Origin of the sequence: Vibrio nitrifigilis (assembly GCF_015686695.1) — a bacterium.
Lineage (GTDB): Bacteria > Pseudomonadota > Gammaproteobacteria > Enterobacterales > Vibrionaceae > Vibrio > Vibrio nitrifigilis.
Genome location: NZ_JADPMR010000004.1, coordinates 615,748 through 633,190, shown reverse-complemented (window position 1 = coordinate 633,190; position 17,443 = coordinate 615,748). Strand labels below are relative to the sequence as shown.

Sequence of the window (17,443 nt, the reverse complement as noted above, 5' to 3'; positions counted from 1 at the left end):
GTTATTCTCCCTTGCCTTTTTGACATGACAGAACAAAGGTCGGGTTATTCGGTTTGAAGTAATACCCCTTACCTAATTTTGCTTTGTTCGATACCAATAGCTGCACACATTCCACATCGTGCACCTCGCATTGCTCAATATGTTGCAAAGCCTCGCTAAGGTTATCTTGTAGAATGAAGCTCAACACCAAACGTCCATTCGCCACCAAGTGTTCAAGTGCCCAATCGATAATGTCGGTTAAATTACCGCCACTGCCACCGATAAAAATCGCGTCCACATGCCCGGTGATTTCACACGGTGCAGTTTCATTTACGATGCGAATTTGTTCACAGCCAAATTTACGGCAGTTATCGTTAATTAAATCTAATGCCTGAGGTTTTTTCTCAATGGCTAAGATATTGAGATTGGGATGGCGAATAGCCGCTTCAATAGCAACACTCCCAGTACCCGCCCCCACATCAACAAAGCGACTGGCGCGATGCAACTCAAGGCGTTCTAACACCACAGACCTCACTTCACGTTTAGTCATAGGAACACTTTCGCCTCGTAAAAATTCACTGTCTTTCATTGAGTATTACCACCACATTCATTTCATATTCGGCTTGTACTTGCTCTGGAGCCAGTACAGAAATCTGTTGCTGCGGATAACCTAAATTTTCCCCGATAATCAGGGTGCGATGTAATCCGCGCTGGATAAGTTGTTGAGCGATTTGGTAAGGACCTATCTTTTTGTCTGTCACCAAGGCCACTTTGTCGTGCAGGAAGATAAAATCAAAATTGGGCTGTTTGCCGTGGCTGCTGGTGATATACACATCATTCATATCAATCCCCACAGCACTAAATAAGGTTTGTACCGAACTGATCCCCGGTACTATCTGGCGTTCTTCTGGCGCAAAGGCCTCTGCAATACGCTTACCGATACCAAATAGCATCGGATCGCCCGACGCCAATACCACAATGTTAGGCGTATGTTTATCATGAGATTGATTCTGCTCTCTCAGCCACTGCAATGTGGCGTCAATATCCACGCCCATTTGGTATTTTTGCGCAGGATGATGTTCAAACTGACTCAGTAGACGGCGCCAACCGACTAAAATATCGGCACTTTCGATGAGTTGCTGTGCTGCAACACTGATTAAACGCTCATCACCCGGCCCCATACCAATCACACTGATCATTGGTCTACCTCAGCTATCTTTTGTGGCGGACGATTACTGCCTAGCACCACATTATCGTAAGAAAACAGTACGACATCGCATTGGGGGGCTTGATTGGCATAACGCAGCATGTAACGCACTTTTTCAACAATCGCTTGCGCAATATGATCGTAGACATAATCGAAATGTTGCTCCGAGATGAGCTCCATTGCCGCTTCTGTTGTCGGACAGCGAAATACGGCTTGCAGCAGCGTGTTATCTGCTCCCAGCAATGCCAGGTGAGTTACTAACGTTTCCATACGGGCATCCGCGACATGGGAATGGGTATGAAATACGCCAGCAGCCACTTTGATCAACTTACCTAAATGCCCCACCATCACAACTCGTTTAAATTGCAATCGGGTCGCCTCTTGCAGCATATAGCCAACAAAGTTACTCATGTTAACCACCCAATCAGCGTTCATATGGAGCTGTTCGGTCACAAAACGCTCACCATGATTACCCGGTACAAAAATCACAGTCTCTAAACCCTGCACTCGTTTTTGTTCAAGCTCGATAGCCAGTGATCGTTTCCAGCTCTCTTCCGACATTGGCGTGACAATACCGGTAGTACCAATAATGGAAATACCACCCTGAATGCCAAGTTTGCCGTTATACGTTTTAAGGGCGCGTTCTTCCCCTTCTGGGGCAAAAATTTCGATCACAGCGCCCTGATTCGGCCCAATCACATCACGGACTTCTTGCTCTATGGTATGGCGGGGCGTTTTATTGATCGCCGCTTCGCCAATGGGTAAACCAACGCCTTTTTGAGTTACGACACCAACGCCTTGGCCACCCGTTATTACGATATCGTTATGCTCATCTTGCAAGGACACACGCGCATAAATCAGCATGTCGTGTGTGGCATCCACATCATCGCCACCATCTTTGCGGATAGCCGCGACCGCCTCCTGACCTTCAATTGACGGGTCTTCCACGTTCAAATTCAACGTTACGCCGGAAGGAGTAACAATGGAGACTTGATAAATCAGTTGTTGCCGACGCACCATCAAAGCCGCCACCTTTGCTGCTGCCGTGGCGCAAGATCCGGTAGTGTATCCCTTACGGTATGATTTTCCGCGATGCCACACCACGTTCTCACTGGGCGATACTTGCCCAGCGATGGACGTTCTCTCAGTTTGGCCATCTTGGATTGCTTGGGAATTTGTCGTTTGCTCACTATCCATCATTAAGTGCTCTTAAAATCTGGTAATGACTATGCATCTTGCTGGTCACGCAAGTGATACAACACTGCATTAATGATCGCAGCCGCGACATTACTGCCACCTTTACGGCCCAATGCAGCAATGTGTGGGAAGGCACTTTCGTGTAACGCTTGTTTTGATTCCGCCGCGCCAACAAAACCCACTGGCACACCAATCGCTACAGGTAATTCCCCCTCGGCAAAACGGCCTTGATGTTTAAGCAATTGGAACAGCGCTGTTGGAGCATTGCCAAACACAAATACTTTTTCACCATCGAGTTCTACCGCCTTATCAACGGCAACCATAGAGCGAGTCATGCCTTGTGCTTTGGCACGCTCCGCCACTTCAGGATCAGCGATATAGCACTCAATTTCACAACCAAACTGCTTCAAAAGTCGTTTATTAATGCCCGACATTGCCATCGTGGTATCGGTAATCAGAGTACATCCCGATAGAATGGCGTGTTGCAACTTTGCTAATACATCCGAAGAAAACGCTAATATCTCTAACCAATCAAAATCCGCCGTTGTGTGAATAGCACGAGTAATGATCTTTTTCTGTAATTCACTCTCATAGGTAAAATTCGGAAAATCGTCTGCGATAATGCCATCAATGATCTCAAAGCTCGTACTTTCAATCAGTTGCGGTTGTTGGATAAAGGTCATAGTAATTCCTAATGAATCATCAAATAAATAACAGTAAACAGGACTAAAGCAGCGCTTGAAGCAATGAACATCATACGATTGGTGAGAACGATGTCGTTTGGGGTAATCTCACGCTTTTTATCTCCCAGCCAAGGTTTCTCGACCCATTGGCCAAAATAACGGTTAGGGCCACCTAGCTGAATGCCTAGTGCACCCGCGACGGTCGCTTCAGACCAAGCTGCATTGGGGCTTTTATGCTGGCGGCGGTCACGCCAACCAATGTGCAGAGCACTTTGCCAATCAAGACGTAAACACCACGCGGCAAAAGTAAATAACAACCACCCTAACCGGGCTGGAATCCAGTTAAACAGATCATCCGCTTTCGCTGAAAACCATCCTAAATCTTGATAGCGCTCGTTTTTGTATCCCACCATGGAATCGAGGGTATTGACTGCTTTGTAAGCCATAGCCAATGGCACACCGCCAATAAAAAGATAAAACAGTGGCGCAATGACGCCATCAATGGTGTTTTCAGCAACGGTTTCAACCGTCGCTCGGGTAATTTGTGGCGCCTCAAGTTGACTGGTATCACGCCCAACAATGTATGAGAGTTGAATGCGGCTCTCACCAATATCTTGCTGTTTAAGCGGCTTCATCACCGCTAACGCGCAATCTTTTAGGCATTTTCCGGCTAAAACGGTGACGGTCAGCCATAATTCAATCACACGACCAATGGTCCAGTGCCAGTGGTAACTTGCTACCAAAATGCTTTCGACCACGACATAACTGCCGCCGACAATTACGACCCACAGTAAAACTCCCGCTATTTTCAGCCATTGTGGTTTTTCACCTAGACGACGTAACCCTTTTTCCATACGGCTGATCGATGAACCGATCCAACGAATCGGATGAGGCCAGTTGGGTGGATCACCCACCAGCCAATCGACAACAAATGCCAGCCAAATAAGAAATAGGCTCATTGTGCTTGCCTCGCTATGGCTAACCAATGACGTAGAATGTCTGGATTCTGCGCAAAATGAAGATGTAAATAAGTCGCGAACGTATTGTCCACTTGATAGCCACCACCCCACTGAGCGATGATGTCGCCATCGCGCTCTTTGGTCATATCGAAGACTGGATCTAATTCAGTAGTAAATTCTGAGTAATGAAATTCGTGACCACGTAACACCTGATTTTCAGAGACTAACAAGGTGTCTTGGGTTGCCCGCGCAAAACAATAACCAAAGCGCTTGAGCGATTTGGTCATCTGACTCTCGCCCGACAAAATGCCCACCATTTCATGGCGTTCGCCGTCAGTGTCTGTTAGTGCATCGCCCAAATACATCAAACCGCCACACTCGGCATAAATTGGTGTGCCCGCTCGATGAAGTGCTTGCAGTGATTTGCGCATGGTTTGATTAGCAGCCAGCTCTTTACCGTAAGATTCTGGGTACCCGCCGCCGATATACACACAATCACAATCAGGGACACACGCGTCAGTCAACGGGCTAAAAGGAACGATGTCCAAACCACTGGCTTTCAGTAAATCTAAATTATCTTGGTAATAGAAGTTAAACGCGTTGTCGAGAGCAACGGCGACACGCAGCCCTGCTCCCCATGATGTCTCTACTGGAGATGGAATCGCCTGCGGCGTATACGACGTCGCATCAAGTTCGCTCATCTGAAGCAATGCATCAATATCGATATGCTCTTCAATCGCCTCACCTAACGTTTGCCAATGAGGATCGAATTTGGCTGACTCCTGAGCGGTTAATAAACCTAAATGCCGAGAAGGCAACTCTATTTGTGGCAACTTGGGTAAGCGACCGAGAACTGGAATGTCACAATATTTTTCAACCGCTTGGCGAATGAGGTCAAGATGACTCTCAGAATTGACGTTATTGAAAATGACGCCTGCGATATTTAAATCAGGGTCAAAATGTTGAAATCCCATCACGGTCGCTGCCGCTGAGGTAGATACTGCGCGGCCATCAACAACTAAAATAACAGGTAACTGCAGATCTCGCGCCAGTCCCGCCGTACTGCAATAGTGTGGATCGGTACCATAGCCGTCGTATAACCCCATCACGCCTTCAATTACAGCGATATCTGCTTTCTGAGTGTGGCTGGTAAATACATGGTGTAAAGTGTTGCTGGATAACATAAAGGCATCAAGATTGCGCGATGCTACACCAGACACCTTAGTGTGCCATGCAGTATCGATATAATCTGGGCCGACTTTATATGGCTGCACCGCAAGCTTACGCTGCGTAAGTGCCTTAAGAAGTCCTAATGTGATAGTGGTCTTCCCACATCCACTGTTTGTGCCGGCTACGACAAATGCTTTCATTTCTTCACCACTAGATATCAATTTTGGGTGAAGCACTGAGTGAGTATCCCTTGAAAAGAGAACGGGTGTGCAAACGGCCACGGATATATTCCGTGTTCATTTCCAACCACTTCCCACCGAAGTGCCTCTGTATGAGTCTTGGAACAGGCAGTAATTCGTCTTCTGGCTTAGCGTCATTCTCATTGGTCCTTCCCATTAAGTTTGGATGACTTAACAGTGGTTTTACCAAATTGTCAGCATTACAGCAGCGGGGGCTGCGGAGGATTTTCACCTCACTTCCGGTGCATGAATTATCATGCGCATTACTGTCTTACTTTTATTGTCAAATTACTGTGACAACTGATTATTTAATCGGTTATTACAGGCCTCCATCATAACCTATGCTCATACGTTTTACCTTGCTTAGGCGGCACTTGTAGCACGTATATTTACAATTTTCTTAATACGTGTGTCCTCGTTATCTATACCGCGTGTGTCCTGCTAGGCACATCGATAATATCTACCTGCAACGCATTGGATATCATTGTTTACCATCAATAATGTCAATCTCGATTCACTGTTACACAAGATTGAAGTGCCACCATATTAATAAAGATGGATATCAACCATGATATAGATCAAAAACTTAGGTGTTACTCCGTATTATAAAAGTGGTCCTAACTTAACTGACACATTATTGTCGTGGCTCAAAAAAAGCCCTATTTGACAATGTTAGTGTGAAGATAAATTTCAATAACACTGGATAAGAGACTCAACACCTATGAAAGGAAAAGTATGGCTAGTTGGCGCAGGCCCTGGCGACCCTTCGCTAATCACAGTAAAAGGCCTTAACTGCATACGTAATGCCGATGTACTCATCTACGACCGCCTCGTTTGTCCAGAGCTGATTGAAGAAGCAAGCCCTGCTTGCTGTAAAATTAATGTGGGTAAACAGCCGAACTATCACCCCATTCCCCAAGATGAGATTAATCAGCTGCTCATTGACCACGCCAAATTGGGTAAAAAAGTCGTTCGCTTAAAAGGTGGTGATCCTTACGTATTTGGTCGTGGTGGCGAAGAAGCTGAAGCGTTGTATGAACATTCCATTGCATTCGAGGTGGTTCCAGGAATTACTTCTGCTATTGGTGGCCTTGCATACGCTGGTATTCCTGTTACCCATCGAGACTGCGCCGCTTCCTTTCATGTCGTAACGGGACATTTACGCGCCGGCAAAGATCCTGTTGATTGGTCGCAATACGCCCGACTTGACGGTACCTTGGTGATTTTAATGGGAATGAGCCAAATCGAAGCCATATGTGCTGCGCTTATCGAACATGGAAAATCAGCAGACACACCTGCAGCCGTCGTACGATATGCGGCCTGTGCGAACCAAGAAGTGATCGTTAGTGATATTGCGAATCTTGCGCAGGAGGTCAAACAAAAAAATTTACGCTCTCCTGCATTAATTGTGATTGGACAAGTAGCTGCTAAACACAGTATTTTAGAATTTACAGCGACGAATCAAGTAATTATTGAACAACAGCTAACTCATAATAACCCAGCCGTCGAATATTCACTGTAAGACGGTTACATTAATACGACACTAAATGATACTTAGCTCAATGTCATGCTTAAGTATCATTGATATAACAACACAACATTATTCTGGGAATTAATCATGGCCAAAAGCGGGCAACATGGTGGTAACGTGCTTCAAATGGCAGAGCAGTATGGTCTTGCTCCTGCTGATATTACCGATTTCAGTGCAAATATAAATCCACTCGGAATGCCACCATTTTTGCGCGATATATTAACGGTCCATTTAGATCGCTTAGAGGTCTATCCCGATATTGATTATCAAGATCTTCATCAAGCATTAGCACAACATCATCAACTCACCCCACATAATGTCGTTGCAGGTAATGGTGCAACCGAACTTATTTTTCTATGGGTACAGCAGCAGCAACCACAACATGCACTGGTAGTTGAACCTACTTTTGGTGAATATCGCCGAGCATTAACGCTCTATGGATGTGAAATCACCCAATACTCTTTAGATGAAAAAACCGGCTTTGCTCTTACAGCGCAATTTCTTGACGCCTTGTCCCCAGAATACGATTGCTTATTTTTGTGTACGCCAAATAATCCAACCGGATTGATTCCAGAATTTGAATTGCTAATTCAGATAGTCGAGCGCTGTGAAGAGTATGATATCGCCTTCTTCATCGACGAATCCTTCATTGATTTTATGCCTGAGCGTCAAAGTCTTATCGAATGTTTAAACGATTACCCGCACCTGTATATATTACGTTCATTGACTAAGTTTTATGCGCTGCCAGGATTACGTTTAGGATACATGGTGTCAGCAAATGAAGCTGTTCTTGATGGAATGCGCGATCTGCGCGAACCTTGGACAATTAATGCGTTGGCTGCAACCGCTGGTGAATACCTTTTCCGCGATCAAAAATACGTTGAACACACCCACCTATGGTTAACTCAGCAGCAAGAATTCATATGGCAAGAGCTCAATCAATTCTCTGCATTGGAGTGTTACCCTCCTAGCGCTAACTATTTATTCTTTAAACATAAAGTGCCTGATAGTAAGCTACAAGAAGAGCTGATGCAGTATGGGATATTAATTCGTAGTTGTGCGAATTATCCTGCGCTTAATCATCAATACTATCGTGTGGCGATTAAATCTCATTCAGATAACTTGAAATTGATCGCCGCACTAAAAGAGGTACTTAATCATGACTAAAGCGACCTGCCCTGCGTCTTGTGGCGAATTAATCCAAGGTTGGATTGAAGGGGGTGAAAAGCTCGTTTCCTGTCCGATCGACTGGTTTTCAACTGCTGAAGTCACTGATGATAACTCTCAGACCAATAACGCTCATCATATGGCGCAAAAGGCCTTTACAATCACATTAGACTTTTTGCAGCAACCCACTGATGCAGCAGATAACCTGACACTTCATATCAGCTCAAACATACCTAAAGCCAAGGGCATGGCTAGCAGCACAGCGGACGTTGCCGCCACTATCATGGCCACCGCTCGATATTTTGGGCAGGAGCTAAATCAAACGGATTTAGCTCATTTGTGTACCCGTTTAGAACCAACCGATGGCACCATATTCGATACTCTGACACTGTTTGATCACAACAATGGTGAGATTATTGAGTCGCTAGGAACCATTGATTCGATGAATGTATTAGTGCTCGAAAGCTCAATCAATCTAGAAACAGCGGACTATCACCGCATGAAGCGTTTTGAAAAATTACAATCTTCCGCCAACCAACTCGATAAAGCCCACCGCCTGCTCAAAAATGCGATTGATGAACAAGACAAAGCACTGCTGGGTGAAGCAGCAACATTGAGTGCGATTGAAAGTCAGAAAATACTGCCTAAACCCTTATTCTATTCACTGCTCGACATTGTTGAGCGCCAAGGATTATACGGTGTGAACCTTGCTCATAGCGGCAGTGTGATTGGTTTATTGTACGACGAGCATCGTCACGATATTGAAAAAGTGGTCGCGCAAATTAAAAACCTCGATATTCTCGGCTTCTACCACAGCATGCATTACCAACATCTGATTACAGGCGGTGTCCGTTAATGAAGACACACACCTTAAGTTATTAATGAGGACACACACCTCAAGTTAAGCGCCAACTTAAAAGGACAGTCGCGTTAAGCACCAAGTTCAGGCAGAGCTAAGCCAATGGATTTAACAGTAAAATAGTTCTGCTCATCATAACGCAGCAGCTGTACATGCGTGACACTTTGGTTAGCTATCTGTAACACGCTATACCATTTTGAATCGGTATAATCTGCGCCAAGCAAATAAGCCAAAATAAAACGTATCGTCCCTCCATGAGTAATGATCATCGTATCTTGCGTCGCTGCGGCTACGCATCGCTGCCACTCTTGAATCACTCTATGGTATCCAGTAGAAATGGGCTCAGAGTCGGGTAAAGGATGATTGGCAGGGTCTTGCCAAAAACGTTCTAAAATCGACCAGTCATCTCCTAGACGATCATAATCAACACCGTCAAACGTCCCGAAATCAAGTTCTTGAAATTCCGGAGCAATAACTAAAGGTTTCATTGATAGCTGTTGTAGCCTTTTTGCTACGTCGCAACAGCGCCTTAGTGGGGAAGAAATAATATTTTCAAATGAGTATTTATTCAAACAAGTAGCGATATGTTCTTGAATATTTGGGGCAACTTCCACATCAGTACGACCATTCAGTGCTGATGGATTAAGAGTTTTACCATGTCGAATCAGATAAAAGTTGATCGTTTGGGCCATAACTATTCACCTATTGCTTGTTTTTTAAAACCATAGGTAAGCCTGCAGCCATAAAAGTAACCTCTTGGGCAACTTTCGCGACAGCTTGATTCATCCAACCAGCATGGTCTACATACAATCGAGTCACCTCACCAAGGGGAATAATCCCCAAGCCAACTTCATTTGATACACAATACACTTTTGCAGGACACACACTTAAAGCTGACGCTAATGTTTTAACTTCTTGCTCTATCATTTCTGGCGTTGCTGTGTCGCCATCATTATAAATAACGTTATTGAGCCATAAGGTTAAACAGTCAATTAACACTATATCCTGACTCGAAAATTCCGTGAGCTTATCGGATAATTTACGAGGACACTCGTGATTAGACCATTCACAGCCACGACGCTCTTGATGCATTTCAATTCGATGCCGCATTTCATCATCAAAAGGTGTTGCAGTCGCAATATAATGTAATGTCCCGCCCTGCTTTTGCCATTGCGCAAAAGCTAACGCCTCGGCATAACTTGATTTACCGCTACGTGCACCACCCAATAAAAAATGAATACTCAATACCGTCTCCGCAATACTACTTTTAGTGTTTAAGTACTTGATTATCGCCATAATCACTGTAAATAGCCAGTTTTCAGTTATTGCGGTTATGTTTTAAAACACTCTTTTTTTTAAAAGATGTTTTTTAAAGGACACGCACAATAACAGTTAATCAGACACACCAGATCACACTTTAAATGTAATCAACATAAACCAAAGATGTAAACAAACTGATATCACTCGAAATTTGACGTCCAACGGTTCGTCTGAGCCCTGTTTGTTAGGCAGCATGAGATTTATTTATATCAACTGAATAGCCATGACGACAGCGCGTTCCCAACTCATTTGCCCAGAGATTACTCCCTATTATCACTGCGTTTCTCGCTGTGTTCGACGCTCCTTTTTATGCGGTAAAGATGAGCTAACAGGTAGGAATTACGAACATCGCCGCGCTTGGGTCGAAAATAGAATACTCACGTTGGCCTCAATCTATTGTATTCAAATCTGTGCTTATGCTGTCATGAGTAATCATTACCACCTTGTTGCCTATATTGATAATAAATCAGCACAAACCCTGAGCGATCATCAAGTCATTGAACGTTGGTGCACTGAGCATAAAATGCACCCACTAATTCAACGCTTTATATCTGGAGAACACATTTCAAAATCTGAACTCAAAGCATGTAAGAAACTTATTCAAATATGGCGTGAACGTTTGTCGTCATTGAGTTGGTTTATGAAAGAACTCAATTATGCAATTGCGGTGCAAGCAAACCAAGAAGATGAATGCACCGGTCGATTTTGGGAAGGCCGTTTTAAGTCACAAGCGTTACTCGATGAAAAAGCATTAATGGCAGCAATGACTTACGTCGATCTCAACCCTGTCAGAGCAAAATTGGCGGCCACACCTGAGCAATCGGACTTTACCTCTATAAAACTCAGACTAAACCATTTAAAGCAGGGGAAGATGTCTACTCCACCTTTAGCAGATTTTGTTGGAGAGGAGCTTCATAACCAGTATGCCATCCCCTTTCATCTCATGAATTACCTCGAATTGTTAGATTGGGTTGGCCGACAAGTCAGAAATAATAAGCCTGGATATATAAACGACAATTACCCAGAAATCTTCGATCGATTAAAACTATCACATCAAGAATACTTCTCTTTGTGTACCAATTTGGAAAAGAAATCTTACCTTTGGGTTGGAAGCTCTTATCAGCTTAACAAAGCAAAAGCCAAGCTAAAAAGAAAACGCATGATTGGTATACACATTTCTTAGCGCTCTAACACAACTAGTAAGCCATCTATATCAGCTAAAACCGTTCCAAATTCGCTTGATTAATATTTGATGATGAAATCTTGCCGATTTTTCTCTCCTTACCATCAGAGAAAACCGAATCGTTAGCGCTTTTGCGAATTTATATCCCTTGAAACAACGACGTTAATGCGACTGTCCTTAATTAAATGTGCCTGTCCCCGATATAATTGATTAAGGTGAGTGTCCTCGATAAAGGAAGTTTGCACTAATTTAGCAAACTAGATTACAATCACTTTTAACAGCATAACCAACTGAATTGAAACAATATTATAGTTGAATATGTAGACTTATCATTTAATAGATTGTAATAGAGAGGTATTATGACACCAGAGTTAGAGTTTTCTTTTCGTATCGAAATTCAAGTTGATAAACCACACGTTGTGAGTTGCGATAAGGTCTATGGCAAACGTCAATTGATTCCAATCGCATCAGGTGTCGTTTCTGGAGAAATTACTGGTGAAGTCTTACCCGGTGGTATTGATAGCCAAGTGATCGACAGTGATGGGTTGTGTCATTTATCTGCACGTTACGCAATTAAAACCCATAACGGTGCAAGCTTTTATATAGAAAACAATGGAATACGCCGAATTCCTGAACAGTGGCGTGATCAACTATTTGCAGAAGATATGCGTTTTTTCAATGAGATTCCAGCCCAAGATATCTATTTCAAAACGGTGCCAACCTTTGAAGTATATGATGACTCCTTAAAATGGTTAACCGAAAGCGTGTTTATCTGTACCGCCCAGCGTACTGCAAGCGGCGTGTTCTTGGATATGTATCGGGTTAAATAATATCCGCTTATATACCCAAGTAACCTCAAGATGCTGTTTCAGCGAGAATGTATTCGCTCTTAGGCAAGGCACTGATTTGAAGACATAGTCATTCTACGTTAAAAATCAGTAACACCGCCTAGGAGCGAATACAACTCGCCCTTTGGGAGCTCATCAACAAACCTATTTCTGCGCTCAATCACGTTAAAAGGGAATGACCATTCCTGCCGTGATTGAGCTTGACCTAGGCTCCTTGATGAAGCTCTGAATCCTGCATCTTGAGGTCATTTGGGTATAACCACTCATAATTATCAACGTTTTGGGGATGATAACTCAACATCATCACCATTTTATAGTCAATATAGCCGTGATACCGTACTTGCATAGGTAGCGAGAAGTAAGGTAACGCAATGTTAGTAAATGGCAAATGGTCTGAAAATTGGCAACCGGTACAAAATAAAGATGATAAAGGACGCTTCGTACGCCAAGTGTCCTCGTTTCGTAATTGGATCACACCAGATGGGAGTGCGGGTCCAACAGGTGAAGCGGGATTTAAGGCAGAATCTGGTCGTTATCGCCTTTATGTCGCCTATATTTGTCCGTGGGCCTCGCGTACTTTAATGGCAAGAACGCTAAAAGGGTTGGAGCAACATATTCCTATTACCATAGTTAATCCGACACTGACCGACCAAGGGTGGCAATTCGGCGGCTATGATCAAGCGGATGAAGACCCATTATTTGGTGCCCAATACATTCATGAATTATACACCCGTGCTGATCCAACGTTTACCGGTCGCGCGACAGTCCCCGCACTGTGGGACATGAAGAATAATGTCATGGTGAATAACGAGAGTGCCGATATTTTACGTATGTTTAATACCGCCTTTGGTGATTTGGCCAATAATGATTACGATCTTTATCCAGCAGAGCTTGCTGGTCAAATCGACGAGCTGAATCCTCGCTTGTATAATCTGTTAAATAATGGGGTGTACAAATCAGGTTTTGCCTCATCACAAGAAGCTTACGATGAAGCAGTCAACGGCGTGTTTACCATGCTTAATGAGCTAGAAGAACGTCTTCAAGGACAACATTATCTCTTTGGTAACCAATTAACAGAAACAGATATTAGAGCCTTTGTTACCTTGATTCGTTTTGATGCAGCCTACCACGGGATATTCAAAACGAATCTGAAGCAGATTGCCGATTACCCAAATTTAAGTGCCTTCTTAGCGCGTATTTACCAATTACCAGGCATCGCGAAAACGGTTAATATGGATCACATTACACGTGGATACTATTCAATTAAAACATTGAACCCTACGGGCATTCGTCCAATAGGACCTAAACACGTAAACGCGTTGTTAAATTCAGTAAAATAGCGACGATTTGTCGCGATAATAGCTTATAGAATTAAAAAGGAAGTCCACATGGCAAGGGTTATATTTTTACACGGAGTGGGAGCAAATGGTGAAACGTTCTCCCCTCTAATCAACATGCTTCATCTTGACGAGTTGGGCTTAGATGCCTTCAACCCCGACGGGCCCTATCCTTTTGATGGCTCAGCATACGGCCGCCAATGGTTCTCAATTAGTGGGGTTACCGAGGAGAATCGTTTACAGCGTGTAGAGATGGCACTACCAAAACTCAAAGAAGTATTAGAAAGTTATGGGCCATTGGAAGACACCATTCTGGTCGGATTTTCTCAAGGATCGATTATGTCTTTGCATGCCGCTGCTGCCGGATTTCCAGTGAAAGGGGTCATTTCTATCGCGGGGCGTCTTTCCGGCCCGGTAGACAAACGAGATAACTGGCCACCAATTACTTTTATCCATGATAATGATGATCCTGTTATTGACATCAGTAAGGCTCAGGAAAGTTATCAGTGGCTCCAAGCCGCAGGTGCCACTCCTGAAGCGTTCACATCGAATGAAGTCGGTCACTCCATCGGTAGTCAAATGATCCCAGTCATTCGCCAGCAAATTGAAAAAATGCTTTAGCATTTTCCAAAGTGGTTCCCTAATTTAAGGGAACCACTTTGAATAATTATTCACAGCGCCGCACAAAAATAATCATTTCTTTTTTCAAATAACCTTGAATATTCGTCCATTATTAAATGCATCTTTATCTAAATTAGCCAGCTAATTAATCTATAAATACTAAATAGCTTACTTTCCACCTGGATAGCATACTATTTAACCAACTAAATGGACCATTTATAAAATGTGATTCAGCGCTCTTTTTTGTGTACGTATTATGCATACTATTTTTTTAGTCATTAATAAATCCGATTTTAATATCAATAAATGGAATTTAATCAGACAATTAATGAACGCTAATACAATTTGCATTAAATACAAAAGGAGTTTGTATGAAAGCACTCAAGCTACTGCCTTTGGCAGCGCTTATTGCCGCCACCTGCGCACACGCCAGTGACGAAAAAGTGTTTCGTTTTTCAGACAGTGGTACCCCCAGCAACTTCGATCCTGTTCAATCTGGCACCGTTTACAGCAATGAAATTGTTACTGCAGTCTACGATACCCTATATGAATACAAGTATCTCGCCCGCCCATTTCAAGTTGAACCAAACTTGGCTGACGGTATGCCCCAAGTCTCCAAAGATGGCCTAACCTACACCATAAAAATCAAGCAAGGCGTCCATTTTAGCGATGATCCTGCATTCAAAAACGGCAAAGGTCGTGAAGTCACCGCTCAAGATTTTATTTATTCCATGAAGCGCAATTACGACCCCAAAAATCGCGCTCAGGGCGCTTGGGTCTGGGAAGGGAAAATTGCAGGGCTAGATGAATGGAAAAAAGCCGGCGCGGATTACAGTAAACCGATTTCCGGTTTGAAAGCACTTGACGACCACACCATTCAGATACATCTCACCCAACCCTTCCCACAGCTTACTTATACGTTAACCATGGGATATGCCGCGTTCGTACCGCATGAAGCCGTCGAAAAATATGGGCGTGAATTTGGTTTACACCCTGTCGGCAGTGGGCCATTTAAGATGCAATCGACCAACAGCACCAAAACTGTGCTGCTACGTAACCCCACTTATCGCAAAGACATCTTCCACGCAAAAGCAGAAGGTTACGACCCGAAAGTGCACGGTTTTACTGGCATTGATCAATTAGATGGCAAAGCGATGCCCTTTGTCGATAAAGTCGAGGTCAGTTGGATAAAACAAGGGTCTGCACGTTGGAACTCATTCACGAAATCCGATGAAATCCAAAATACATCATTACGCAATGAGCAGATGGATCTCGTACTTGCCTCTCGCGATCCCGTCAAATTAAAACCTGAGTTTGCTAAAAAATACAATTACCGCGTCGCGACAGAAACCGGCATGGTATTTAATATGTTTAACTTTGATGATGACTATTTCGGCCATAGCAACAATCCGAAAACCAATAAAGAAAATAAAGCCCTGCGCTGCGCCATTGTTCATTCATTTAGCTGGCCACAACGTATTCAACGCTTCTATTTAGGTTTAGGACACGCTTATGCTGGATTTATTGTTCCGGGAACCGATGGTTTTGATCCGAATATGGGTCAAGACGCGATTAAGCAAAATATCGCGCTTGCGAAGAAGTTATTAAAAGACAACGGTTGGAATAAACATAACCTGCCTGTGATTCATTACCCAGCCGTCTCCAGCGTCATTGACAAACAAATGTATGAGCAGTTTCGCGGTAATTTAATTAAAATTGGCTATCCCAAAGAGAAAATTAAGTTTAAAGCCTACGCTACATTTGGTGACTTTAATAAGGACCTTAAAAATAGCAAAACCCAATTAGTCCCTATGGGTTGGAGCCTAGACTACCCAGATGCAGAAAACACTCTGCAACTCTTCTATGGGCCAAACCGTTCACCCGGCGCAAACAGTGCCAACTACAGCAACCCGGAGTACGACAAACTCTTCAAACAATCCTCAGTTATGCAGCCAAGCCCTGAGCGCACAGCCATATACAAACAAATGAACAAAATGTTGGTTGATGATTGTGTCGGTATTGGTAGCTTCTCTCGCACAGGCGTTGCACTATGGCATAAAGACGCCGTCATGTGGCCAGAATCTAGCATTCTAGGTAACTACTTTAAATACGTAGCAGTGAAGTAGTAAGAGAGTGTGATGGAAACAATCAAATATTGTCTGCGGAAGCTGGTTTACAGCCTTCCGCTGCTTTTCGGCGTCACACTCATTAGTTTTGTGCTTATGGTCTACTTCGGCCCAGACAAAACCTATGATTTATTAGGACGCAACCCGACGGTCGCTCAGATTGCGGAAGTTCGTCATCAACTCGGTTATGACTTACCTTTTTGGACGCGCTACTTAACTTATCTCAAACAGATCGTGACGTTTAACTTTGGATACTCCGATTCCAGTGGTGAACTGGTCACGACTATTCTGGAACGCACCATTCCTATTTCGTTGATGTTGGGCCTACCTGGTTTTATTCTCGGCCATGTTATCAGTATCATTTTGGGTCTGATCGCCGCTCATAATCGCGGAAACTGGTTGGATAAACTGGTGATGTCTTCGTCAGTGGTTGGTATGAGTATCTCTTATATCATCGCGATTATCGGGATTCAGTTGCTCTTCTGTTCGAGCTATGGGCTCAATTGGTTTCCGGTGTATGGTTGGTCAACTCAGACCTTTGGTGACTACCTCTATTATGTCACCGTACCGACACTGTGTACTATCTTTGTATCAGTTGGATATACCACACGTTTTTATCGCGCGATTCTGGTGGAAGAGATGACTCGTGATCATATTCGCACGGCGCGAGCGTTCGGTCATTCCACATTACAAATATTGATCAAACACGTATTAAAAAATGCGCTGATCCCAATTATTACCCGCGTTATTTTTTCCATTCCTTTTGTTCTGGTTGGCGGCTCGCTGCTGCTAGAAAGTTATTTTGGCATTCCTGGCGTTGGTCTGATTACCTATAACGCCATTACCACAGGCGATCTGCCGATTTTAAAAGCCGTGATAGTGTTAGTCACACTGCTTTACATCGTGGTCGTGAGCGTGGTGGATGTCATTTATAAATTGGTCGACCCAAGGATAGACCTCAATTAAATAAACAATAATAACCGCATTACCCATTACGTTTCAGCTTGTTATGAAACG

17 protein-coding genes and 1 riboswitch are annotated in these 17,443 nt (G+C 43.7%); of the genes, 9 read left to right on the top strand and 8 right to left on the bottom strand.

All coding sequences use genetic code 11. The annotated features are described in order from the left end of the window. Position 1 precedes the first annotated feature (1 nt). The 6 genes from I1A42_RS19135 to I1A42_RS19110 are packed head-to-tail and all read right to left on the bottom strand — an operon-like array spanning position 2 to position 5,395. Complete coding sequence (locus tag I1A42_RS19135; protein ID WP_161154680.1) at positions 2-568, bottom strand: decarboxylating cobalt-precorrin-6B (C(15))-methyltransferase; 567 nt, start codon at positions 566-568, stop codon at positions 2-4. Next, positions 555-1,178 (bottom strand): cobalt-precorrin-7 (C(5))-methyltransferase, encoded by a 624-nt coding sequence (locus I1A42_RS19130; protein WP_196124483.1) that lies wholly within the window; start codon positions 1,176-1,178, stop codon positions 555-557. Before I1A42_RS19130 ends, I1A42_RS19135 begins: the two co-directional genes overlap by 14 nt. Then, positions 1,175-2,386: a cobalt-precorrin-5B (C(1))-methyltransferase CbiD gene (gene cbiD, locus I1A42_RS19125; RefSeq protein ID WP_230389663.1), complete on the bottom strand. Its 1,212-nt coding sequence runs from the start codon at positions 2,384-2,386 to the stop codon at positions 1,175-1,177. Before cbiD ends, I1A42_RS19130 begins: the two co-directional genes overlap by 4 nt. Positions 2,387-2,412: 26 nt before the next feature. Next, entirely contained in the window at positions 2,413-3,066 is a 654-nt protein-coding gene (locus I1A42_RS19120) for a cobalt-precorrin-8 methylmutase (protein ID WP_161154676.1), read from the bottom strand. Positions 3,067-3,074: 8 nt separating this feature from the next. Beyond that, positions 3,075-4,025: an adenosylcobinamide-phosphate synthase CbiB gene (gene cbiB, locus I1A42_RS19115; protein ID WP_196124482.1), complete on the bottom strand. Its 951-nt coding sequence runs from the start codon at positions 4,023-4,025 to the stop codon at positions 3,075-3,077. Beyond that, positions 4,022-5,395, bottom strand: a complete 1,374-nt coding sequence (locus I1A42_RS19110; protein ID WP_196124481.1) for a cobyrinate a,c-diamide synthase — start codon at positions 5,393-5,395, stop codon at positions 4,022-4,024. The genes cbiB and I1A42_RS19110 overlap by 4 nt, the downstream gene beginning before the upstream one ends. Before the next feature lie 135 nt (positions 5,396-5,530). After that, a riboswitch (cobalamin riboswitch) is annotated at positions 5,531-5,717 on the bottom strand. A 438-nt stretch (positions 5,718-6,155) separates the two neighbouring features. On the opposite strand from I1A42_RS19110, the gene cobA reads away from it, so the two are divergent. From cobA to I1A42_RS19095, 3 genes are all read left to right on the top strand, one after another. Then, entirely contained in the window at positions 6,156-6,956 is an 801-nt protein-coding gene (gene cobA, locus I1A42_RS19105) for a uroporphyrinogen-III C-methyltransferase (RefSeq protein WP_196124480.1), read from the top strand. A 96-nt stretch (positions 6,957-7,052) separates the two neighbouring features. Then, positions 7,053-8,132 (top strand): threonine-phosphate decarboxylase CobD, encoded by a 1,080-nt coding sequence (gene cobD, locus I1A42_RS19100; RefSeq protein WP_196124479.1) that lies wholly within the window; start codon positions 7,053-7,055, stop codon positions 8,130-8,132. Then, positions 8,125-8,988, top strand: coding sequence for a GHMP family kinase ATP-binding protein (locus tag I1A42_RS19095; protein ID WP_161154666.1), 864 nt, complete (start codon positions 8,125-8,127; stop codon positions 8,986-8,988). The genes cobD and I1A42_RS19095 overlap by 8 nt, the downstream gene beginning before the upstream one ends. A 74-nt stretch (positions 8,989-9,062) precedes the next feature. Here the strand turns inward: I1A42_RS19095 and I1A42_RS19090 are convergent, their stop codons facing one another. Both I1A42_RS19090 and cobU read right to left on the bottom strand, forming a co-directional pair. Beyond that, positions 9,063-9,683: a histidine phosphatase family protein gene (locus tag I1A42_RS19090; RefSeq protein WP_161154664.1), complete on the bottom strand. Its 621-nt coding sequence runs from the start codon at positions 9,681-9,683 to the stop codon at positions 9,063-9,065. Positions 9,684-9,693: 10 nt separating this feature from the next. After that, on the bottom strand, positions 9,694-10,236 hold the full coding sequence (cobU, locus tag I1A42_RS19085) for a bifunctional adenosylcobinamide kinase/adenosylcobinamide-phosphate guanylyltransferase (RefSeq protein WP_161154662.1): 543 nt from the start codon (positions 10,234-10,236) through the stop codon (positions 9,694-9,696). Between the two features lie 298 nt (positions 10,237-10,534). Between cobU and I1A42_RS19080 the strand changes: the two genes are divergently transcribed. From I1A42_RS19080 to I1A42_RS19055, 6 genes are all read left to right on the top strand, one after another. After that, complete coding sequence (locus tag I1A42_RS19080) at positions 10,535-11,494, top strand: transposase (RefSeq protein ID WP_196124478.1); 960 nt, start codon at positions 10,535-10,537, stop codon at positions 11,492-11,494. 359 nt (positions 11,495-11,853) lie between these two features. After that, positions 11,854-12,324 carry a DUF3237 family protein gene (locus I1A42_RS19075; protein ID WP_161154658.1) on the top strand — a complete coding sequence of 157 codons (471 nt, stop codon included), beginning with the start codon at positions 11,854-11,856 and terminating at the stop codon, positions 12,322-12,324. Between the two features lie 389 nt (positions 12,325-12,713). Beyond that, the gene (locus I1A42_RS19070) at positions 12,714-13,682 is read left to right on the top strand and encodes a glutathione S-transferase family protein (RefSeq protein WP_161154656.1); all 969 of its coding nucleotides are present in this window, start codon (positions 12,714-12,716) and stop codon (positions 13,680-13,682) included. A gap of 15 nt (positions 13,683-13,697) precedes the next feature. Further along, entirely contained in the window at positions 13,698-14,300 is a 603-nt protein-coding gene (locus I1A42_RS19065; RefSeq protein WP_329604865.1) for an alpha/beta hydrolase, read from the top strand. A gap of 371 nt (positions 14,301-14,671) precedes the next feature. Continuing rightward, positions 14,672-16,426 carry an ABC transporter substrate-binding protein gene (locus I1A42_RS19060; RefSeq protein ID WP_196124475.1) on the top strand — a complete coding sequence of 585 codons (1,755 nt, stop codon included), beginning with the start codon at positions 14,672-14,674 and terminating at the stop codon, positions 16,424-16,426. 12 nt (positions 16,427-16,438) lie between these two features. Continuing rightward, complete coding sequence (locus I1A42_RS19055) at positions 16,439-17,392, top strand: ABC transporter permease (RefSeq protein ID WP_161154650.1); 954 nt, start codon at positions 16,439-16,441, stop codon at positions 17,390-17,392. The last annotated feature ends 51 nt before the right edge of the window (positions 17,393-17,443 follow it).